Source organism: Clostridium rhizosphaerae (assembly GCF_016765585.1).
Lineage (GTDB): Bacteria > Bacillota > Clostridia > Clostridiales > Clostridiaceae > Clostridium_AT > Clostridium_AT rhizosphaerae.
Map to the genome: position 1 here is coordinate 296,335 of NZ_JAESWC010000002.1, position 22,958 is coordinate 319,292.

The 22,958-nt window shown below is 36.6% G+C and carries 17 protein-coding genes and 1 riboswitch; of the genes, 3 read left to right on the top strand and 14 right to left on the bottom strand.

The genetic code is table 11. The features are described 5' to 3' along the window. Positions 1–17: 17 nt before the first annotated feature. Both gatE and gatD read left to right on the top strand, forming a co-directional pair. Positions 18–1,985, top strand: a complete 1,968-nt coding sequence (gatE, locus tag JK636_RS04640) for a Glu-tRNA(Gln) amidotransferase subunit GatE (RefSeq protein WP_202747665.1) — start codon at positions 18–20, stop codon at positions 1,983–1,985. Positions 1,986–2,037: 52 nt separating this feature from the next. Beyond that, a complete protein-coding gene (gene gatD / locus JK636_RS04645; RefSeq protein ID WP_202747666.1) occupies positions 2,038–3,360 on the top strand; it encodes a Glu-tRNA(Gln) amidotransferase subunit GatD in 1,323 nt (440 codons plus the stop codon). A gap of 141 nt (positions 3,361–3,501) precedes the next feature. Here gatD and JK636_RS04650 read toward each other — a convergent pair whose 3' ends face one another. Beyond that, complete coding sequence (locus JK636_RS04650) at positions 3,502–4,878, bottom strand: MATE family efflux transporter (protein ID WP_202747667.1); 1,377 nt, start codon at positions 4,876–4,878, stop codon at positions 3,502–3,504. Positions 4,879–5,082: 204 nt separating this feature from the next. Here JK636_RS04650 and JK636_RS04655 point away from each other — a divergent pair, with 204 nt between their 5' ends. Next, positions 5,083–5,610, top strand: a complete 528-nt coding sequence (locus tag JK636_RS04655) for a hypothetical protein (protein ID WP_202747668.1) — start codon at positions 5,083–5,085, stop codon at positions 5,608–5,610. 126 nt (positions 5,611–5,736) lie between these two features. Here JK636_RS04655 and mmsB read toward each other — a convergent pair whose 3' ends face one another. The 13 genes from mmsB to JK636_RS04720 form a co-directional block, all read right to left on the bottom strand. Next, a complete protein-coding gene (mmsB, locus tag JK636_RS04660; protein ID WP_243428159.1) occupies positions 5,737–6,915 on the bottom strand; it encodes a multiple monosaccharide ABC transporter permease in 1,179 nt (392 codons plus the stop codon). A 44-nt stretch (positions 6,916–6,959) separates the two neighbouring features. Continuing rightward, entirely contained in the window at positions 6,960–8,495 is a 1,536-nt protein-coding gene (gene mmsA, locus JK636_RS04665) for a multiple monosaccharide ABC transporter ATP-binding protein (RefSeq protein ID WP_202747670.1), read from the bottom strand. 156 nt (positions 8,496–8,651) lie between these two features. Next, a complete protein-coding gene (gene chvE / locus JK636_RS04670; protein WP_202747671.1) occupies positions 8,652–9,752 on the bottom strand; it encodes a multiple monosaccharide ABC transporter substrate-binding protein in 1,101 nt (366 codons plus the stop codon). A gap of 174 nt (positions 9,753–9,926) precedes the next feature. Next, on the bottom strand, positions 9,927–11,207 hold the full coding sequence (locus tag JK636_RS04675) for a response regulator (protein ID WP_202747672.1): 1,281 nt from the start codon (positions 11,205–11,207) through the stop codon (positions 9,927–9,929). Then, positions 11,185–12,681: a sensor histidine kinase gene (locus JK636_RS04680; RefSeq protein WP_338025727.1), complete on the bottom strand. Its 1,497-nt coding sequence runs from the start codon at positions 12,679–12,681 to the stop codon at positions 11,185–11,187. The genes JK636_RS04675 and JK636_RS04680 overlap by 23 nt, the downstream gene beginning before the upstream one ends. After that, positions 12,668–13,657 carry a substrate-binding domain-containing protein gene (locus tag JK636_RS04685; protein ID WP_202747674.1) on the bottom strand — a complete coding sequence of 330 codons (990 nt, stop codon included), beginning with the start codon at positions 13,655–13,657 and terminating at the stop codon, positions 12,668–12,670. The genes JK636_RS04680 and JK636_RS04685 overlap by 14 nt, the downstream gene beginning before the upstream one ends. Positions 13,658–14,362: 705 nt before the next feature. Then, positions 14,363–15,091 (bottom strand): HAD family hydrolase, encoded by a 729-nt coding sequence (locus tag JK636_RS04690; RefSeq protein WP_243428118.1) that lies wholly within the window; start codon positions 15,089–15,091, stop codon positions 14,363–14,365. Next, positions 15,039–15,500, bottom strand: coding sequence for a 6,7-dimethyl-8-ribityllumazine synthase (ribH, locus tag JK636_RS04695; RefSeq protein WP_202747675.1), 462 nt, complete (start codon positions 15,498–15,500; stop codon positions 15,039–15,041). The genes JK636_RS04690 and ribH overlap by 53 nt, the downstream gene beginning before the upstream one ends. Before the next feature lie 38 nt (positions 15,501–15,538). Beyond that, complete coding sequence (locus JK636_RS04700; protein ID WP_202747676.1) at positions 15,539–16,759, bottom strand: bifunctional 3,4-dihydroxy-2-butanone-4-phosphate synthase/GTP cyclohydrolase II; 1,221 nt, start codon at positions 16,757–16,759, stop codon at positions 15,539–15,541. Positions 16,760–16,772: 13 nt separating this feature from the next. Then, positions 16,773–17,423, bottom strand: coding sequence for a riboflavin synthase (locus JK636_RS04705; protein WP_202747677.1), 651 nt, complete (start codon positions 17,421–17,423; stop codon positions 16,773–16,775). Positions 17,424–17,440: 17 nt separating this feature from the next. Next, on the bottom strand, positions 17,441–18,529 hold the full coding sequence (ribD, locus tag JK636_RS04710) for a bifunctional diaminohydroxyphosphoribosylaminopyrimidine deaminase/5-amino-6-(5-phosphoribosylamino)uracil reductase RibD (RefSeq protein WP_202747678.1): 1,089 nt from the start codon (positions 18,527–18,529) through the stop codon (positions 17,441–17,443). A gap of 163 nt (positions 18,530–18,692) precedes the next feature. After that, positions 18,693–18,806, bottom strand: a riboswitch (FMN riboswitch). Between the two features lie 537 nt (positions 18,807–19,343). Then, positions 19,344–21,764, bottom strand: coding sequence for a virulence-associated E family protein (locus JK636_RS04715; RefSeq protein ID WP_202747679.1), 2,421 nt, complete (start codon positions 21,762–21,764; stop codon positions 19,344–19,346). A gap of 278 nt (positions 21,765–22,042) precedes the next feature. Then, entirely contained in the window at positions 22,043–22,936 is an 894-nt protein-coding gene (locus JK636_RS04720; protein ID WP_202747680.1) for an alpha/beta fold hydrolase, read from the bottom strand. Positions 22,937–22,958 lie beyond the last annotated feature (22 nt).

Genomic DNA, 22,958 nt, shown 5'->3' on the forward strand with positions numbered 1-22,958 from the left:
TAGGAGGATTAACAAAAATGGAAAATAACTATATAGAAACTCAAAAGCGCATTGGTTACACCCCTCGTAAACAAGCTCAACCTGAGACATATGAAAAATTAGGATTTATGTGTGGTCTAGAAGTTCATCAACAGCTGAAAACAGATAAGAAGCTCTTTTGTCATTGCCCTGCAGGTGTTTTTCAGGAAAAAGGTAAATTTCATGCAGAAGTCATAAGACATATGAGGCCTACCTTAAGCGAAATGGGTGGATACGACGGTACTGCACTTATGGAGTTTAAAACAAAAAAAACTATTATATACCGTATTGCCAACGAGACCACCTGCACCTATGATGTTGATGACACACCTCCTTTTAAGATAAACAAGCAAGCACTGCAAATTGCATTAGAGATAGCATTGCTTCTTAAAACTAATATTGTAGGTGAGCTGCATATCACACGCAAGCAATATCTAGATGGCAGTATTCCTACTGGTTTTCAGCGAACAGGTATAGTTAGCATTGAAGGGCAGATACCCTTAAGAAACAAGGTCGTTCGAATAATTCAGCTTAGTATAGAAGAGGATTCTTGTCGTGAAATTTCAGACATTGCTCACGTGAGAGTATATACAACAGATAGGTTAGGCATGCCGCTTATAGAGACTGTTACCTATCCAGATATGAAAACTCCTGATGAAGCTTACGAAGCTGCCCAGTATATACGTTTTCTAAACCGCAGCACCGGTAATGTAAGGACAGGCATTGGGGCTGCACGTGAGGATGTTAATGTTAGTATTGCTGGGGGCACTAGAGTGGAAATTAAGGGAGTGTCTCGTATTAACTCCATACCAGAATTAGTACACAATGAAGCCTTTCGCCAGAAGAGCCTTTTAGAAATCAAAAGTGATTTATTAACAAGAATACCCTTCTTCCAAGAATGGAGAATTAGTCATGCAGTTATAAGTGAGAACAATGTTGCTGCCTCATCGAATCAAGTTTTTGAAGCTTTAAATAAAAGCTATGCAATAGTAGCAGTAAACCTGCCAGGCTTTAAAGGCATTCTCTCGTTTTTTACTCAACCTGGCCGAATGTTCGCAGATGAAATCTCTGACAGATTAAAAGTAATTTCTTGTATTGAAAAACCCAATATGACGCATTCAGAAAGCTTGGACAGTGATAGTAAGTCTATTGACTTTAGATATATTTCTAAACTGCTTAATGCCAAGGATGAGGATGCTCAAATACTTATATGGGGTCCTGAAGCTGATATACCCACAGCACTAGAAACCATCGAAGAACGCTGTAGAATGGCCTTTATTGGAGTACCTAATGAAACAAGAAAGTCTTTAGAAAATGGTACCACTATGTTTGAACGAGTTTTGCCAGGAGCTGACCGTATGTATCCAGATACTGACTCTGCGCCTATTTCTATCAGCGAGGATTTAATAAGTAATGCGCGCAGTATGCTTCCCAAAGCTCTAAATGAGAGTATAGCTCAGCTTGAAAGCTGGGAAATACCTAGGGACACTTTCTTCTATCTTTTAAAGAATAATCTAGTTCCCCTTATGGAGAGGATTTCTAATGATTTTAAGATAAAGCCCATTATTGTTGCAGCTTTACTAGCTCACAGACTTAAGCACATACAAGGAAAATTTAGCACCAATTTATCCTTTAATTTCGAAAAAATATATGACCTTTTTGTCTTCATGAAAGAACATAATTTAGAGTATGATATTGCTTATGACATGCTGCCTGTAATATATACACATCCTGAAATGGAAATGATGTCTGTATTAAAGAGTATAAACTTTACTAGACGCAGCAGAAACAGCATTCTTTCAATGATTCCATCTATGAGTAAAAAGTTCTATGAAATTAATACCTCAAAGGATAATAAAACAAAATTCAGGTGGATGATGAAAGAATTACGTAAAATAGCCCTTGGGAACATCCCTCTTAATGAACTTGCTGATATTATAGCAAAGGTGGAATGCGATAATGAGTGATAGTTTAAAGGGATATAAAGGCACGGCCTTAGAAGTTTTAAAAAGCTTTAATATGCGCGTCTGGAGTGAGGCCGTTATAAAGACTACTCGCGGGGAATTTAAGGGAGTTTTACTTCCACGTTCTGAAAACGACGATGATAAACATATAGTAATCAAGCTGGCCACTGGATACAATATAGGAATTGCTGTAGATACAATTTTGGATATGAAGGAATTTAATTTTAAAGAAATTCAATATAAAATTCCAGAAAGGGAGTTTCCGGTGTCTAAAGAAAAACGTAATGTGAAACTGCTGGGTACAGGCGGCACCATAGCCTCCCGTCTTGATTATCGTACTGGAGCTGTTATTCCTGCATTCTCACCAGGTGAATTATATGGTGCTGTACCTGAACTTGCAGATATTTGTAATCTAAGTACTGAGAAACTTTTTGCTGTATTTTCAGAAAATATGGGGCCTGCAGAGTATAAAGTTCTGGCTCAATCTATTGGAGAAGAAATTAAAAAAGGTACCCATGGCATTATCATAGGTCATGGTACTGACACAATGAGTCATACAGCAGCAGCTCTATCTTTTATGGTGCAAAACTCACCAATTCCCATTGTTATGGTTGGGTCGCAGCGCTCATCAGATAGACCATCTTCTGATGCAGCCCTAAACCTGATTCATGCAGCAAAAACAGCCTCAGATTCAGATATTGCTGAAGTAATGGTTTGTATGTTTGGACCAACCTCCGACGAATACGGCTTATTACACCGCGGTACTCGAGTACGAAAAATGCATTCCTCCTACCGTTCAACATTTCGTACTATCGGAGATATTCCACTAGCAATGGTGAATCGGCAGAAAATAACACCTCTTCGCACTGATTACAATCACCGCCGTAGTGACAGAAACGCAATTATAACTCCTGTGTTTGAAGAACGTGTATCTCTGCTTTATTATTATCCAAATATGAATCCGGATATAATAGATGCTATGATTGACCTGGGTTATAAAGGGATTGTTATAGCAGGTACAGGTCTAGGTCATATTAATAAGCTGCTCTACCCTGCAATTAAACGTGCTGCTGAAAAAGGAGTAGCCATCTATATGACAGTGCAAACTCTATGGGGCTATGTTAATATGTTCGTCTACGATACAGGTAGAGATTTAATGACTATGGGCATAATACCTGCAGAAAATATGCTGCCGGAAGTTGCTTATATTAAACTAGGCTGGGCACTAGGGCAAACTTCGGATTTATCAAAAGTTAAAGAAATAATGCTTACTCCTGTATGCGGGGAAATTACAGAGAGAGAACCATACAATGGATATCTAATTTATCAAGGTGGTATTCCTGAAGTAGAAGAATTTATTAAAAAGTTTCATAAGTAATATATTCTATATAACAATTTTAAAGAAGATTATAGCAGCACAAACCCCTATACAATTTTAAGTATAGGGGTTTGTGCTGCTTTCTTGAATTCTAAATAAGCAATTATATTGATTATATTATCGCACCACTACATTACTTCATCAAGTTCTCAATCTTTTAAAAGGAAAAATCTTTCTTTCCCCTATTTCAGGATGCCTGCTGAGAAAAATAATAAACCAACTTGTTAGTATGATACCTTTCATTATACTGCTGAGGCTTATGCTCCACCAAACCCCGGACAAACCCAATCCTGCTGATAATAGTAATGCACCTGGAATTCTCAAGGTATTAAAAACAATACCATTCAGAGAAGGCGGTACTGTTCTTCCAAGTCCATTAAAAGCTCCTGTAGTGGTTATTTCTATACACATGAAAAATTGTGAAACCCCAAGTATTCTAAGATATACTATTCCTTCTTTTACAACATCCTTCTCCCGTATAAAAATCGAGAAAATTGGTCCCGGCAAGAATATTAAGAGACTTGACGTTATTAATCCTATAACAGAAATAATGCCTAAGGCTGTAAAATATCCCTTATAAATTCTATCCCACTTTTTCGCACCAAAGTTTTGGCCCACAAAAGCGGCTAAAGCTGTTTGAAAGCCTCCTGCGGTCATCCAGGATAAGGACTCTATTTGTGATCCCACACTTTGTACCGCAATGGGTGTTGGCCCCCAGTTTGAAAGTATTCTGGCAATTACCATAGCTATTAACGTAAAGGCTCCACTTTGAAGCGATACAGGCAAACCAAATCTCACTATCTTTCTCATGTGCTTCCAGTCAGGTTTTTGCAGAAAATTAATACCTTTAAGGTAATTGGTTTTTTTCAATATAACAAAAATATAGATTGATGTTGCAACAAATTGGGCAAATATAGTTGCAATAGCAGCTCCGGCAACCTCAAGCCTTGGGAAAGGCCCTATTCCTAATATTAGTAAGGGGTCCAGTGTTATAGCAATAACCAGCCCTATAGTGTTGATTATAAAAGGCGTCTTGCTGTCTCCATGTCCATTAAAAATGGCTGTAAGTACAGGAGGCAAAAAGAAAAACACCATACCCAGTGATATTATGCCTAGAAAACTTGAAGCATTGTTAATAATATCATCACCCTTGAGATTAAAAAAACCTATAAACTGTCTTCTAAATATGAATATGGTAGCACCATAAAGCAGTGCTAAAATCACATCTAACTGCAATGAATGTCTTATATAGCTTTTAGTTTCCTCTGTATCCTTCTTTCCTACTGCTTGTGCTATTCCAACTGCAGCACCTATTTGCGGAATGGTTATGAAAGCAAAGGCAAACCAGGTAAAAAAACCCGAAGTTCCAACAGCTGTAACAGCTCTTGAGCCTAAAATTCCAACCCATAGCATGTCCGCCAAATTATAAGCCATTTGTATAAATGATGTTCCCATAATAGGCAGTGCTAAAATTATTAATTTTTTTAAAATCTTTCCCTCTGTCAAATTCGTATTCAAAATTTAATATCTCCCTTAAGTACACTCAAAATAAATTCAGATTAAAATGCTTATTCAATTATAGCATATTTAATAAGATATACCTATTTCTTTAAATGAAAAACTTATCGGTGCTAAACTTGATATTCAGGTAATACTTGGGTTATACTTATGTTATATTTATAATGAATTCACAATTATCCGTTCTTTATAAAGGAGGTTACTATGAATATAATCGAAGAAGTTAAAAATCTATACAGCATCATTGAACTCAAGCCATTTAGAAAAACAGAAGGTGTAATTTTTGATCTTTTCCCAATGGACAGTATTGCACATATTGATTCTATAGATCGCGTGCTTCATGAACACAGTGCAGTTTCTCCCGGACCAGTTGGCTCAGTCTCACATCCATGGTACTTGCATCCTCATCAGGACGATAATCTTCTAGTTCTTCACGGCAGACGTGAGGTTGACATTTACAACAAAGCACATGGTAAGGTGGAACACTTTACTGTATATCCCGACAAAATCTTAAAAAATGGTGAACTCCTATACAATGGCGGGGCAATGCTTGTCTGGCCTGCAGGTGTCTTTCATCGAATTGTCAGCGGAGAAGATGGGTCAGCTTCTATAAATTTGGCTGTTCACCATGAAGGCTTCGATATCCGAACAAATTTTAATATCTATGATTTAAACACTGAGACCGGAGAATATCACTTGATTCGCGAAGGGCATAAGGATCAAATGTTATAATCTCTCAAAGATAGAAATGAAAAAAGAAAAGAGCTAGTTAACCATAAATATAGTTAAATGGTTAGCTAGCTTCTTTGCTTAAAAAATTATTTATAAAGTTTTTACTTCCGTATTATTTCACCACAGTTATGATTTCGATTTGTTTTTTGAAAGCACATCAAAAGCTACAGCCATTAAAAGTACAAAGCCTTTTATTGTCATTTGCATATCGCTGCCTACACCAAGTATGGACATACCGTTGTTAAGAACTCCCATAACTAAGGCTCCAATTATTGCTCCTACAATTGTTCCTACACCACCATAAGCTGATGCTCCACCTATAAAACAGGCTGCTATTGCATCAAGCTCGAAGTTGACTCCTGTTTGGGGGGATGCCGCATTAAGACGTGAGCTAAAGGCTATACCTGCTACAGCTCCTAATACGGCCATGTTTACATAAGTTAAGAAAAGAACTTTGTTTGTATTAATACCGGAAAGCTTAGCTGCTTTCTCGTTTCCACCCATTGCATATATATATCTTCCCGAAATTGTCCTTGTAGTAAAGAAGGAATATACTGCAGTAAGTGTTCCTATTAGCACTAGTATAACAGGAATACCTTTGTAAGCAGCCAGCCAGTAAGTAAATACATTCACGGCAGCAAGGATTACAACTAACTGAATAACGAATAGTCCAAATGGTACATCTTCCAAATTATATTTTTGTCTTTCTGCTCTTCCTTTTACTTGCAGATATAAATATAGAAGAGAGATTATAAGGCCAAGCAATAAAGCGGTAACATTTAAATTAATGCCTAGGCCTTTAAATAGGTCGGGAATGAAACCAGCACTTATAAGCTGAAATTTTTCGGGGAATGGTGATAGAGTTAGTCCTTTTAACATTGTAATGGTAAGTCCCCTAAATAAAAGCATGCCTGCAAGGGTAACTATAAAGGCTGGAATTCTTACATAAGCAATCCAAAATCCCTGCCAAATTCCGATTACCAATCCAATTAACAGGCAGGCAACTATAGCAAGAGCTATATTCATCTTCATATTTATTATCATTATACCTGCAATAGCACCAATAAAGGCACATACAGAACCTACAGACAGGTCTATGTTTCCACCTGTTAAGATACAAAGAGTCATACCAATTGCAAGTATTATTACGTAGCTGTTTTGCAGTACTAAATTTGTTACGTTCATAGGCAAAAGAAGTACCCCATTAGTTAAAATCTGAAATAAAATTACTATAGCTACTAATGCAACAAGCATTGCGTATTGTCTTACATTGCTTTTTGCCACATTTTTTATAACATCTATCATACTGTTTTCTGCTTTACTACTGGAAATCTTTCTAACTGGTTCCATTATACTACCTCCCTATTGCTCTGCATTATGCACTTCATTATGCTTTCTTGTGATGCATTCTTCTGATCAAGCTCTCCAACAATTCTTCCTTCATTCATGACATAAATTCTATCGCACATTCCTAAGATTTCAGGAAGTTCAGATGAGATAATTATTATGGACTTGCCTTCTTCTGCAAGCTTGTTAATAATAGTATAAATCTCATACTTTGCACCTACATCTATTCCACGAGTAGGTTCATCCAATATTAATACATCCGGGTCTGTAAATATCCATTTACTAAGAACTACCTTTTGCTGATTTCCACCTGATAAGTTTCCTGTCCTTTGTAGAATGCTTGAAGACTTAATGTTTAGTTTTCTTCTTAATTCCTCAGCAACCTGAATTTCCTTATTCTCATCTATAATTTGATTTTTACTTAATTTAGTGAGCTTAGCTATAGATATGTTTTTCTTTATATTATCTATAAGGACTAAGCCTGCTGTTTTTCTGTCCTCTGTAACGTAAGCCAAGCCATTTTCTATTGCTTGTCTAACATTCTTTAGAAGGAGCTCTTTTCCATCCTTCTTTACTTTTCCTGTGATATGTTTGCCGTAAGCCCTTCCAAAAACACTCATGGCAAGCTCTGTTCTTCCCGACCCCATTAGACCTGATATTCCAACAACTTCTCCTCTGTGAACTTTAAGGTTCACGTTCTTGATTATCTTTTTTCCATCAACAACTGGATCGAAAACATTCCAATCATTAATCTCGAAATAAATCTCTCCAATACTCACTTCACGCTTTGGAAATCTATTTACTAAATCACGGCCTACCATACCTTTAATAATCCTGTCTTCACTTACAGTTGCATCCTTTACCATAGTTTCTATTGTAGCTCCGTCACGAAGTACGGTTATTGTGTCTGCAACTTTAATTACTTCATTAAGCTTATGGGAAATAATTATTGAGGTAATTCCGTGCTTTTTTAATTCTAATATTAATCCAAGAAGATTATCTGAATCCTCTTCATTTAAAGCTGCTGTCGGTTCATCCAATATAAGCAGTTTTACATCTTTAGCAAGGGCCTTAGCTATTTCAACAAGCTGCTGCTTGCCAACTCCAATGTCCTTTATAAGGGTTTGCGAACTTTCTTTAAGTCCAACTCTATTTAAATATTCAGTTGCCTTTATGTGAGTTGTATTCCAATTAATAATGCCATTTTTAGCTCTTTCATTGCCGAGAAAAATGTTTTCGCCAATTGAAAGATAAGGTATAAGTGCAAGTTCCTGATGAATTATGGCTATGCCTATTTTCTCGCTGTCCTTTATATCCTTAAAACTACATACATTTCCTTCAAAAATAATGTCTCCACTATATGAACCATATGGATAAATTCCACTTAGCACACTCATAAGAGTGGATTTTCCCGCTCCGTTTTCTCCTACTAGTGCATGAATTTCGCCAGATTTAACTTTTAAATTTACATTATCAAGAGCTTTAACTCCAGGAAAAAGCTTCGTAATATTTCTCATTTCCAGTATAAATTCAGCCATTATTTCACCCCCACCGATTTTGCCTGTAAAGTAATTAACAATTAACTTAAGTAACAAAGAATGTTTTGCACAGTAAAACCTCAAGTTTTACCGGCAAAACATTTTTATGAAAGAAAGGGAAACATTAACTTTCAATTGTTAATTATGAACTTTCAACTATTTTAAATCTGATTCCTTATAGTATCCGCTGTCTATAAGGATTTGCTTGTAATTGTTCTTATCAGCGTAAACAGGATCGCAAAGGAAGGATGGAACAACTTTGCTTCCGTTGTTATAAGTCTTTGTATCATTAACTGCTGCTTCTTTTCCTTGAAGAACAGCGTCAACCATTTCAACAACTTTAACAGCAAGAGTTCTTGTATCCTTGAATATTGACATTGATTGTTGTCCATTTATCATGGCTAATACATTTGGCTTGTCACAATCTTGACCAGTGATTATTGGATATGGCTTATCACCAGTTCCATAACCAGCGTTCTTAAGGGATGCGATTATACCTATAGCTAAGCTGTCGTTTGGAGAAAGAACTACATCAAGCTTCTTTCCGCTTGCATAGTTACCAGTTATAAGGTTATCCATTCTTGCCTGAGCCTTTGCAGAATCCCAGCCTTGAATAGCAATCTTTGTAAATTCCTTTTGTCCACTTACTACAACTAACTTGCCATTGTCTATATATGGCTGAAGTATGCTCATTGCACCATTAAAGAAGAAGGTTGCATTATTATCGTCTGGAGAACCGCCAAATAATTCAATGTTGAATGGGCCTTTTCCATCCTTTAGACCAAGCTTATCTTCAATGTATTTTCCTTGTGTTACTCCAACCTTGAAGTTATCAAAGGTTGCATAGTAGTCTACATTAGGACTCTTCATTATTAATCTGTCATAGGCAATTACCTTAACTCCGCTGTCTGCAGCCTTTTTAAGAACATCTGACATAGCAGATCCGTCAATTGAGGCTATTACAAGCACTTTTGAACCCTTGGTAATCATATTTTCTACTTGTTGTGTTTGTGTGTTTACATCATTGTTTGCATATTGCAAATCAACCTTGTAGCCCTTAGCTTCAAGCTGTTTCTTCATGTTGTCGCCGTCTTGGTTCCAGCGTTGAAGAGATTGTGTTGGCATAGCCACCCCAATTACTTTAGCCTTGGAATCTCCGCCTGAGCTTCCAGTATTAGTTGGTGTTGCTGAAGATGAACATCCAGCTAATCCAAGAGCGAGTACTGCAGTTAAAACTGAAGCAATTACTTTTTTCATTTTAATTCCCCCTATGTAAAATTATTTTATTTACACCTTCATCATATATTTTGTAAACGTTTATCTCAACGTAATTACTTGTCTGTTTCCTTTAAAAAAATGCTGACTTTACAGCATAAAATTACTAGGTTTAAAAGCAAAAAAATGCTATACAGCAAACTGCTGTATAGCATTTTAAAGCTTAGCTTTAAATTCAGTTGGTGTTACTCCCTCATATTTCTTAAATACTTTACTGAAGTAATTAGGATCACTATAGCCTACGGAATATCCAACTTCCTTGATACTTAATGACTCAGCCTTTAACATTTCCTTAGCTCTTTTAATCCTAAGCATATTAATGTAATCCGAGAAATTATACCCCAATGCTTCCTTGAAGCTTCTGCTAAAGTAATAGGAGCTTAGGTTAAATTTTGCCGCTGTCTTTTCAAGGTCCAGTTCTTCCTTTAAATTATCTGAAATATATTGCTCTACTTTTTTAAAAAGAACATTTTTTTCCTTATATGCATTTATTTGTCCTGTGAAAACTATCTCTTTAGCTGCCATGCTGCTCTCTATATCTTCAAAGTGAACTACATTGATACTCTCTGTTATAAATTCCAATGAACTGCATGCCTCTTTATAGGATTCATGAATTTGTTCCAAGCCGTTATAAAACTTTCCAATTCCTATTTTAATGGATATATCAAAAACCCTTTTTACCTCTCTTCTAACATCAGCAGCAAGATTTATTATATCAAATCTTGCGTCATACTCCTGAACGTGTTGATTCAATTGAATAAAATATACTAAGTTCTTTGTAAATCTATAACTTGCGATGGCCTTATATCTTCTGTTAATGTATTCCTTTACATACTCGCCAATTCTAATCTTAAGCTTCTGAGATTTGCCCTCTTCTTTAAACTTAACCACCAATGAGCAGGCATTATAAAAATCCATGCCTAAATAGTTGAGATAAGTTTCGTAGTCTATAGAATTTATAGAATTATTAATTATTGAGTAGCTTAACTCGTTTTCAAGAATTGGCATAAGATTGTATAGTCGTTCCTGATTCTCGATTTCTTTTTTCCTTTTTTCCTTTTCTCTGTTTGCAAAGTCAGCAGCAGATTTTATCTTTTGAGTTATATCTTCTCTGCTGAAGGGCTTTAAAATGTATTCTTTTACATTGCTTTTCACAGCCTCAACTGCAAAATCAAAATAATCATAGGCAGTAAGTATTATAATATAGACACTCGGAAGAAATTTTCTAATCTCATGTATTGCCTGAAGACCATTAATTCCAGGCATTTTTATGTCCATTATAATTATTTCTGGTCTTAGTCTCTCTGAAACCTCAATGGCTTCCCTTCCGTTTCTTGCCTCGGTTATTTCCAGTTCATCCTTAAAAGTTCCATTAAGTATGCTTATTATAGAGTCTCTCTCATATTGCTCGTCATCAGCTATTAGAAGCTTTAGCATCTTCCCCCAACCCCTTTATTGGAATTTTTAAATAGATTTTTGTACCAACACCCTTATGGCTCTCTATTTCAAACATGTTTTTTTCTTCATACATCAGTTCCAGCCTTTCCACAACACTCTTTATCCCCATTCCTGTGGTATGGCCAATATGTTCCTGTGTAAAATCTTCCGAGGTTATCTTGCTTAAGGTTTCTTCATCTATGCCGCATCCATTGTCTTCTACAATTATTATACAGCTGCTCTCTTCCTCATGAATATCAATTGTAATGGTTCCCCCTTCTTCCTTTGGCTCAATCCCATGAATAAAGGCATTTTCTACAAAGGGCTGAAGGGTCATTCCTGGAATTTTAACTTTTGACAGGTCTGCATCTATGTCTAGTACGAAGGAGACTCTGTCCCCATATCTTAGCTGCTGAATAAACATATACTGCTTGATTATTTCAATTTCCTGCTCTAATGTAGCGTTTCTATTCATCATGCTTAAGCTGTATCTTAAAATTCCTGAAACTGACCTAATAAGGCTTTCAGTATCCAAAGCATTTTCCTTGATAGCTGTCTGATTTATACAGTTAAGAGTATTAAATAGAAAATGGGGATTTATTTGAGATTGAAGCACCTTCAACTGTGAAAGCTTAAGGGCATTTTCATATTTTAAAAGCTTCATCTCGTCATCACTTATCTTCTTTTGAAGTTCTGCGGTTTCTTTCAAGGTATTAATATGATCTTTAATATTGCTTATCATTGTGCTAAAAGCAGCAGATAATATATCCAATTCATAAATATCAATCTTCCTGACTTCATAATAGGTAAAATCTCCACTGGAAACCTTTTCAGACGTATCAACAAGCTCTCTAAGCTTACTCAATATATTCCTTAAGAAAAGTAAAGTATAGAAAATACTTATGAGAAGGGCTACCACAATGTAGGCTATTAAAACCTTATAAATAAACTTCTCTTTTTCTTTTAGCTTATTGTAAATCTCGTTATTATAGTTAAGATAACTGTCGCTAAGCTTGCCTATAAACACGTTGCAATAGCTTGCAATATCCTTGGTATTAACATATCCACTATAGTACGCATCTATATTATTTTGATTGTCATGAATCTTGATTGTTTCGTCTGCGGAAGCCTTATAGCTCCCTAAGGAATTTTCCAAATCTCTTAGAATATACCTGCTCTCAAGGTCTGTGTTTGCTTTAAGATAATTAAGATTTAGCGTGGCCTTATTATAGCTGTCCTCATAAATTCGTTTACTTTCAAGAGTATTGGTTTGTATATATTTATTAAAGTTATTAAAAGAATCTGTAAGATAACTTTTAATTTGATTTGTAGTGCTCATTTTGTTCATCATAATATTATAGTGATCGTTTATTCTCTTGCTCATTACCAAGGATATAATACTACAGGTTGCAATAGGAGTTATTATAATTATGGCAAAAATTATAAATTTGCTTTTAAGACTATTTGGTTTCACTATTATACCCTCCTTGATCCTTTTCGTATTGTTGAAGGTTGTCCTTCTTAAGTATGAATACATCTGTGAGGAAGGTACCTTTAGTTTCTTTTCCTTGAATATTATCCATTATTATATTAACTGCGTTATATCCCATTAAGTAAGGTCTTTGCACAACAACAGAAGTAATGATTCCATTTTTTATTGCTTCAATAGTTTCAGGCAAATCATCAAAACATATTATTTTAACCTTGCCTGAAAGTCCAAGCTTACTCACGGCCTTGGCTGCTCCTACTCCGTCTAAAGCAGAGGTGCAAAATAGTGCTTTAATATCATTATTATTCAAAATTATCTTTTCAGCTGCAAGTTCTGCCTCTAAAAGGTATGAATCAGAGGATTCAATATCCGTTATGCTAAGCTTTGAATTAGTTTTAATATATTCTTTAAACCCTTCAACTCTCTCAATCTGGTTTTTAACATTTTTCCCGCCCATGATTATACCTATATGTCCATCTATTCCTACTTGATTTATAAGCTCCTTTGCTCCAACTTTTCCTGCATTCACATTGTCAGTGCCTACATAGGCTAATCGTTTACTCTTTTCCGCGTCTGAGTCTATGGTTACTAAAGGTACATCACCCTGAATAACCTTATTTATTATAGGATTGTATTTGTCTTCGTCCTGAACATAGGCAATTATTCCGCTAGCCCTTGCTGCATACGCCATGTTTATAAGTTTTATTCCTTCTTCTGCACTGGCGCTGTCAGGGCCTTGATATTCCACCACTGCACCTCTTTCCTTAGCTGCCATCTCAGCTCCTGCCTTCACATATTGCCAGTAAGGATTTGAATACACGTGAGAAATGAGGACTATTTTCGGTTTTATAGGGCCTTCAACTGTTTTATCCTGCCTTAAGCTGTTTAACATTATAAAGTTAAAAACTACAAATATTGAAATAACTGCAGCATACCCTGAATATCTCAAAAAACGTTTCATTTCCCTTATCCCCCTGTAAAATTCTAGACTCACTCAAGTAATATTATATATGCACTGTAAACCTTATTGTATTTTAGAACGTTCGCTAGAATTGGTTCAACTGAAGCTGTAAACTTTATAAGCTTTTCACAAGCTTCATCTAATATTTCAGCTCTTTTAATTATAACATATTTTGTAAAAATCCATAGCTAGGCTTACTATATTTTAGTAATTATTATAGGCTATTTTTCCCATAAAAAATCCCTAACCAAGCAATTTTAATGGTTAAGGCATAAACCTCATTTACTTATGGTACGGTTCACTGCATTATATTCTAAATTTGCTTAATCCATTCTAAAATTAATACCTCGCACCAAACTTCCCGTTATAAACATAATGTCTCATCAAATATTTTAACTTACTTCATTATCCTACAATCTAGTCCAAATTCCTCCAGAATATTAATTTTTATATCAAATAAATATAAAAGACCGGCCAAAAACTCTACATCAGTTCTTAACCAGCCTCTATATTCCTTTAATAATTAATTAACTTACTATCCCTAGAAACTTTTCTATTTCATGCTTGATAACTGAAGAGTTGCCGAGCGGTACCTCATTTAAGTGCTATAAACTACTTGATGCAATTATATTTATCAAAGCTTGTAAGTCAAATAAAATGAGAGTCTGTCTCCACATCCTTTGTGTAGACAAACTCTCTTTTAAGTTATAAATATTTAACTAATTCTCTAATATCACCTATTAAAATATCAGCATCATCAAGCTCTTTCTCAAGTGCAAATCCATAACTACAGCCTATAGTATGAATATTATTTTTCTTTCCAGCTTCTATATCCTGATTTCTATCTCCTACTATCACCATAGCTTCAGGGTAGTTATTTTTAATTATGCTTAATATCTCATGCTTTGGAATAAAATTATATTCATCGGAACAAATCAAGGCTTCAAAATACCTATCCAGCTTAAATAGCTTGCTGTGAGACTCCTTGTAATAGTTTTTGCAGTTACTTATAAAAACAAGGTGATATCCTTTATTTTTAAGGTAATTCAATGTTTCTATTGCCCCTTCATAAAGTACAGGTTTTCCCTGTTCAATAAGGCGCTTCATTTCTTCTCCTATAATGCTGCTGCAGTGCTGTCTCAGCTCCTCGCTAAGATCAGGTATAAATCTTTTCCACATGTCCTGTGGGTTAAAACCAAGCCAATAGCTTATCTCACTGTTTGACCAATCCCTTTGCTGAACATAGCCTTCTTCTACAAGATACTCATAAGCCTTTCTAAAAGCTGGAGCGTAGATAGCTATACTATTATGAAGTGTTCCATCATAGTCAAAAAATATTGTTTTTATATCTTTAAATAATTTCAAGTTATCACCAACTGGACTAAAATTGTTTAAGTAGGTTTGCCATTTCAATAGCAGTAACAGCTGCATCATAGCCCTTGTTTCCTGCCTTGGTTCCAGCTCTTTCAATTGCCTGCTCAATAGTATCTGTTGTTAAAACTCCAAATATTACAGGTACTTCTGTTTCTAGGGACACGCTTGCAATACCTTTCGATACTTCACTTGATACATAATCAAAGTGTGATGTAGCTCCTCTTATAACAGCACCTAGGCATATTACTCCATCATATTTATTTGTTTTAGCCATTTTCTTAGCAATTAGCGGTATTTCAAAAGCTCCTGGCACCCAAGTTAAATCAATGTTCTCTTCCTTAACGCCGTGTCTCTTTAAGGCATCTAAAGCCCCAGAAACAAGCTTACCACCAATAAATTCATTAAATCTTCCTACAATAATTCCAAACTTTAGTCCTTGTGCAATTAAATCTCCTTCAATTGTTCTCATTTTATTATTCCTCCATTTTCTTCTAGGTTATTGTTTTATTATTTTATTTTATTGCTATCACTAAAGGTTAACATATGACCAAGCTTTGCTTTCTTAGTTTTTAGATAGTATTCATTTCTTTCATTGTGATTCATCTGGATTGGAACTCTATCAACAATTTCTATTCCATAGCCTGAAAGCCCCTTAATCTTTCTAGGATTGTTTGTCATAAGTTTTACTTTTTTTGCTCCCAGGTCTGCCAGTATTTGAGCACCAATTCCATAGTCTCTCATATCCTCAGGAAATCCAAGTGCTAGATTTGCTTCTACTGTATCCATTCCCTGATCTTGAAGCGCATAGGCTTTTATTTTATTTATAAGCCCAATACCTCTTCCTTCCTGACGCATATATAGAAGTATTCCTCTTCCTTCCTCTTCAATTTTTCTCATGGCTTCAGCATATTGTTCTCCGCAGTCGCATCTTAGGGAGCCAAAGGCATCACCTGTAAGGCATTCTGAATGAACTCTAACCAGCACTGGCTCACCATCGGATACATCGCCTTTTACTAAAGCAACATGGTGCTCACCATTTAAGGTATTTTCATAGCCAACCATTTTAAATTCACCATATCTTGTTGGCATCTTTGCCTCTGCTGCTCTTTTTATATAAATTTCCTTGTTTCTGCGGTAGGCAATTAAATCTGCAATTGTTATTATTTTTAGGTTATGTTCCTTAGAATATTCCATAAGTTCTGGAACTCTAGCCATTGTTCCATCTTCATTCATTATTTCGCATATGACACCTGCAGGATAGAACCCTGCCAAATCAGCTAAATCTACTGCAGCTTCTGTGTGACCAGCTCTTTTTAGTACTCCTCCCTTCTTTGCAACTAGCGGAAAAACATGCCCAGGCCTATTAAAGTCTTCTCCTGTAGATTTTGAATCAAGAACCTTTTGGACTGTGAGTGCTCTCTCATAAGCAGATATTCCCGTAGTGGTCTCTATGGAATCAATAGATACTGTAAATGCAGTTTGGTGAGAATCTGTATTTCTCTCCACCATATAATCAATGTTAAGCTCTTTAAGTCTCTCCTCTACAACAGGCATACATATTAATCCTCTGCCATACTTAGCCATGAAGTTAATAGCTTCTGGAGTAACTCTCTCCGCTGCCATAAGCAAATCCCCTTCATTTTCTCTGTCCTCATCATCCACAACAATTATAATTTTACCAGCCTTGATATCCTCTATAGCATCATCTATAGTATTAAACTTATACATACTCTACCTCCTACTATGCAAATCCATGCTTACTTAAAAAATTCATATCTATCCCTTGCTTAACTGGTGCCTGCTCTTTAGACAAAAGCAGCTTTTCAATATATTTTCCAACCATATCGCATTCTAGGTTTACTACATCTCCAACCTTCTTCCTAATCAGTGTTGTAACATCCTTAGTATGCGGAATAATTGAAACCTTAAATACGCTTTCATCTACATAAGCTACAGTTAAGCTTATTCCATCTATGGCAATGGAGCCCTTTTGAACTATATATCTCAAAATTTCTGCATCTGCAGCAATAGTTACCCATATTGCATTATCTTCCTTTTCATAGTTAGCTATAGTACCCATACCATCTATGTGGCCGCTTACCATATGTCCACCTAGCCTATCGCCAACTTTTAAAGCTCTTTCAAGATTAACTTCATCTCCTGGAGACAATAAATGTAGATTGCTTCTTCTCATAGTTTCTGCCATAACATCAACTGCAAAGCTCTTAGAGTTAAACTCTGTAACTGTAAGACAAACCCCATTAGTACTTATACTGTCACCAAGCCTTACCTCTTCCAAAACTTTGCCGACATTAATTAGTAATTTTGCAGACTTAGTTCCCTTAACTATGGATTGAACTCTTCCTATTTCCTCTACAAGTCCTGTGAACATTTACTATACACCTCCTTCTAAAAATAGCCTTCTACCATTATGTCGTCACCGAATCTGTAAATCTCAATGTTCTTTAAATGTTCAGCCTCCTTCATTAAAACTTTTCCTAGCCCCCCAACAGGAGTTTTTGCTTCACTTCCTCCTATAAACTTAGGGGCAATAAAGACATTAGCTTTATCAACAATGCCTGCTTCTATGGTGGAATAATTTAACTCACTGCCACCTTCTATTAAAACACTGTCAATTTTTCTTTCACCTAATGCTTTCATCAGGTAATTCAAATCTACTTTTCCATTGTTTGCTCTACATATAATGATCTCTGCACCCTTACTTTTAAGCTTCTTTAAATTTTCTTCCGATGCCAGCTCTGTTACTGCAACAATTGTTCTTGCTTCAGATTTTATACTCAACACATTTGCCTCAAGAGGTATTCTGGCATAGGTGTCCACAATAACTCTTATGGGATCGCTGCTTTTGCCTTCCTCAAGTCTGGTATTTAGATAAGGATCATCCTGAAGTACAGTGCCAATTCCAACCATTATTGCTGCAACTCTATTCCTTAGCATGTGCACATATTTTCGGGATTCCTCATTTGTAATCCATTTGGAGTCACCGGTTCTAGACGCTATCTTTCCATCTAAAGTCATTGCAATCTTTAAAATGCAGAAGGGCATTTTTGTTGTTATGTACTTTAAGAATATTTCGTTAAGTTTTCTGCTCTCTTCCTCCAAAACCCCTGTTACAACCTCAATGCCATTATCTCTCAAGATTTGTATACCTCTTCCTGCTACTTCAGGATTTGGGTCTCCTAACGCTATAACAACCTTTCTTATTCCCTTTTCAACTATCCCCTTGGCACAAGGAGGAGTTTTGCCATAATGAGAGCATGGCTCCAAGGTTACATACATAGTTGCTCCTCTTACATCTTCTGTGGCATTTTTAAAAGCATTTACCTCTGCATGTCCTTGTCCATAAACCTCATGATAGCCTTCGCCTATTATTCTTCCATCTTTAACTATTACTGCCCCAACAAGCGGATTGGGATTTGTAAACCCAATACCTTTTTTTGCCAACTCCAAAGCTCTTTCCATATACTTAATATCCATATAATCAACACCTCTGAGTATATTGTTACCAATAAAAAATAACTTTTTCGATTTTTTAAAAATTAAAAGCCCTGAAAAAATTTCAGGGCTTTGCAAAGCATTTTTGGCTATAGCAAATCTACTCCTTCACTAAAAAGCATAGATTTCAACTATAAACTTATCATTCAATCTTCTTCCATCCAGACTTTACTGTCGGCTTCGGAGTTTCACCGAATCTGCCTTACGGCTCGCGGGCTATACCGCCGGTAGGGAATTACACCCTGCCCTGAAGATTTATTTAATTTTTATGGGTTTACTATAACACTATTGTTATATTTGTGTCAAGGAATAAATTTGGCGCTTAATAACTCTTAGTAGAGGTTTGCCCAGTTAATCTCTACTGATGCACTAACTCCAAATCCTTCTCAATCTCATATTTATACCCCGCCGGGCAAAAGCACGACACTTCTTGCAGTATCTCTGGTAATCATGGGGTATGAACTTCATGCGGCATCACCTCCTTTTAGTCGGAACACTGGGTAGTTTAGATTGCTCATTTCCACTCACAAACTACCTTCTTTCTCCTTTATATTGAATTTGTCGTCTTTCTTTTATACTCTTACTATATATACTTATTTATGTATATTAAGCATTTTATATATACCTTATATATCTATATATTCTCTATTTATTATTTATATATAGATTTAAGTTGACATAGTTAACAAATAGTAATAATACTAGCAATACCAAGGCCTCAAGCTGTCAACTTTGTTGTCAACTTTATAAAATAGTAAGTTGACAAGGTTGACAATAGAAAGTTGACAAATTTTTGTTAGTTGACAGAGTAAGTTGACAATTTTATAAACCCTTTTTGCGTTCCATAACAACCTACCCGAAAATTACTTTCGTGCTTTTTCCACCCTGGCTGCTTTTCTAAAATGCTGTTTATTTCTAATGCATCAACTCTTTTCATATACTTCAAATCCCCTCCAAAGCATTCGCACCAGATCTCAGCAGTACATATTCTGTCTCTTTGTGCAGTTTCAACATTGCTATTTTCATACTCCGAAGCCCAATAAAGCCGCCTTTCATTTAAACTGCGCTTCTCCCAATTTTTCGGAATAGGCTTACTCACAAACTCACGTATGATGCCCTCCTTAGCATTGCTTTCAGCGTGCGCTTCCTGTTCCCGCTTTCCCTCTGTTTCAGCTTCACCAGTAAGGTAGAGAGTTTCGCCCAATTGCCAGTATAGATAAGCTTCAGCCCAGATTTGGTCCACTTCCTCGGGCAAGTTGCTCCATACATTTTTAATTGCAGGCTTTATTCCCACATCCACAGGCCAAAAACGTCTGTTGCCTGTCCTATCCTTTAAAAATTCGCTGTCATTGGTAGTTCCGAAGAATACGCATCTTCTTGGATAAGCCTTTGTTCTCTTTCCAAAGGGCTCTCTGTAAATATCCTCAGTTCTGCTTAGAAACTGCTTTACTGCATTGGTCTCTGAACGATTAAAGCCGCTGAGCTCACCTATTTCATTTATCCATATTCCCTGGATCATCTCGGAAGCTTCCTTGCCTTCAAAGGTCTGAAGGCTGTCTGAATAAAAGCTTTGTCCTAGTATTCTTAAGAAGGTACTTTTGCCTATGCCCTGAGGTCCTGCAAGTATGGGCATATAGTCGTACTTACAGCCCGGTGTCATGGCACGTGCCACAGCTGCAGCTAAGGACTTTCGCATAACTGCTCTTGTATAGGCGGAATCAACTGCTCCAAGATAATCAGTTAAGAGGGTATCCAGCCTCTTTATGCCATCCCATTGAAGCTTTGTAAGGTAATCCTTCACACGATTAAAGGAATGGTTGTTGGCACACAGTCCAAGAGCATCATCAACTTTACTTGGACTTACTATGTCATAGGCGTTTTCAACGTACCAGCGGATTCCTTTATCGTCTAGGTCTCCCCACTGCCTGTTTTCTGTAGTTTTATCCCAAGGCACAGCTCCCATAACCACAGCTCTCCCAGCAAATTCATCAAATGCTATTTTTCCTTTTAAAAGTGGATCATTTTCAAAGATAATGAGAAGGTTGTTTGTGGTCTTTGCTATGCCGCCTGTGGCCGGCATTATCTTTAGCTTTGCTATCCATGAAAAATCATCCTTACCCTCAGATTCCTGAGCTAATGTAAAATCCTGCACTGCCTTTTCGTATCTTTCCTTATTTAATAGAGATGATACACTAGCATCACTAACCGCAAGCTCACACATGGCTGTATAGGAAAGAAGCTTAACAACAGGTGTATCCATCTTTGCTTCATCATCCATTTCACTGAATTTATGAAGCCTTACAAGGTCAAAGGAGTTGCAGAGCTTCCCACCTGCAGGATCTGTAGAGTGGTGTGAATATAGGAAATTGCCATTTTCATAAACTACTGTTCCTCCTGTAGTTGAGCCACCTGAAAAGGTGTATCTTCCTGAGCCGTCTGCGCAAGGTATATAAACTCCGGGAAGAAAAACTTCCATAGCTCTGTATATGTCATAGGTTCTGCAAAAGGCTCCTACTACCCCAGTCTTCTCAATTGGATTCCCTTGCTTGGCTGCCTGCCTTATATGGGTTTGCTGAACTCCTGGAACCTCTGGCCATTCTAAAACATTTCTCCAGTCCTTGTACATTGAAAGCATTCCATCTGTATCAAGAAAAGGGTTGTCACTATAGGCATAAACATAGTTACTGTCTAGGCAACAGCTTGGCCAATACATAAGCCTTGAAGCTTCAAAAGTGGTTGGATCGCAGAGCTCTATTCCAATTATTTGAGCCAGTTTTCTTGCTATGGGCTCATACTCATCTGCTGTAGCCGTCCTATTTAAAGGTACAAGCACACGCAGCCTTGGCTTTACCTCTTCATGTTTCCTTGTAGAATAGACTGCATAGGCACAACCTAAGCCTTCAATTCTTTTAAGTACATCCTGTGTGCCTCCAGACTGTATATTATCTAAATCTAAAGTTATAACATCTCTTGTCATCACATTGCTTGCTTTTCTTCTATTGTCTTTAAGCATTCCAGCCACAAAACCGCCTACATCCTTAAGCTCGTCCTGTTTACTCTTAGGGTAGTTTAGATATTCTGCCAAGGTTTCTGTACTTCTGGCAGGTGTCTTCAGCCTCTCCACAAGCTCTGACCAATAAAGCTTCTGCTGTGGCCAGAAGGCAGCTTTTCGGCTGCCTGCAGCTGATATGATGATTTGTTTGTCATTTATTAGCATGGTCGCCCTCCTTTCAGTCGGAACACTGAGTAGTTTAAACCCACTCGCTTCCGCTCGCAAACTACTCGTTAAAGTCCATTTAGGACTTTAACCTTTATTTAAATAAAAAACACCGTAAAATTCAGGGGTGAATAATACGGTGTTTTAATAGTTATTTTGTTTTTGTGGTTGTATCGGGATATAAGAAAATATGAAATAACTCTTACTACAAATTGGAATTTGAGATAATAATCAATCTATTTTCTGCGCACATAATAAACAGGGTTACATCTTCCACATTAACATGAATGGGACGTATCGTTTACCTGACCAGCAATAGCTTCGACTATGCATTTCCATGTTCCCTTAGGCATATCATGTCCCATTCCTTCGATCAAAAGTAATTTAGCATTTGGTATTGTGCGTGCTGTATCTTTTCCTGCTTCAACATGAAACAATACATCTTCGGTTCCATGAATTACTAGAGTTGGAATTGTTAATGTTGAAAGTTGTTGTCTCCTATCACCATTAGCAACTAACGCTGCATTTTGGCGTACAGCTCCTTGTGGATAGTAAGAACGATCATAGCTTTCTTCACAATACCGTCTTGCACGTTCTTCTTCAAAAGGAAATCCCTTACTCCAAATATTTCTCCACATACGTAAAGTATAATCAATATATGCATCTCGTCCAGATGGAGGTGTTGCTGTAACAATCGCCAATGTTTCCGGTGATATTTGCGGATTATTCGGATTACCTGTAGATGACATAATAGAAATTAAACTACATATACGTGAAGGATGCCTATAGGCAAAAACCTGAGCAATAGTGCCTCCCATAGAAGCACCACAAATGTGAGCCTTCTTTATTTCCAACGCATCTAGCAAGCCAGCCACATCATCAGCCATATCTTCCAATGTATATGCTGTCTTAATTGGTTTTCCATCTTGTGCCGCCTGGTATATTCTTTTCATATCAGGAATACCAGCCGCATCAAATTTTGTAGACAATCCTGCATCTCGGTTATCAAAGCGTATAACTTGTAAATTATTCTTTGCAAGCATTTCACAAAAATCTGGTTCCCAAAAATTTAGCTGAGCACCATTTCCTGCAATAAGCACTATTGTAGGATTTGTCTTCTGTCCAAAAATTTCATATTCAATTTGTACGCCATTTGCCTTTACATGTGCCATAACATATATCCTCCTTAGTATT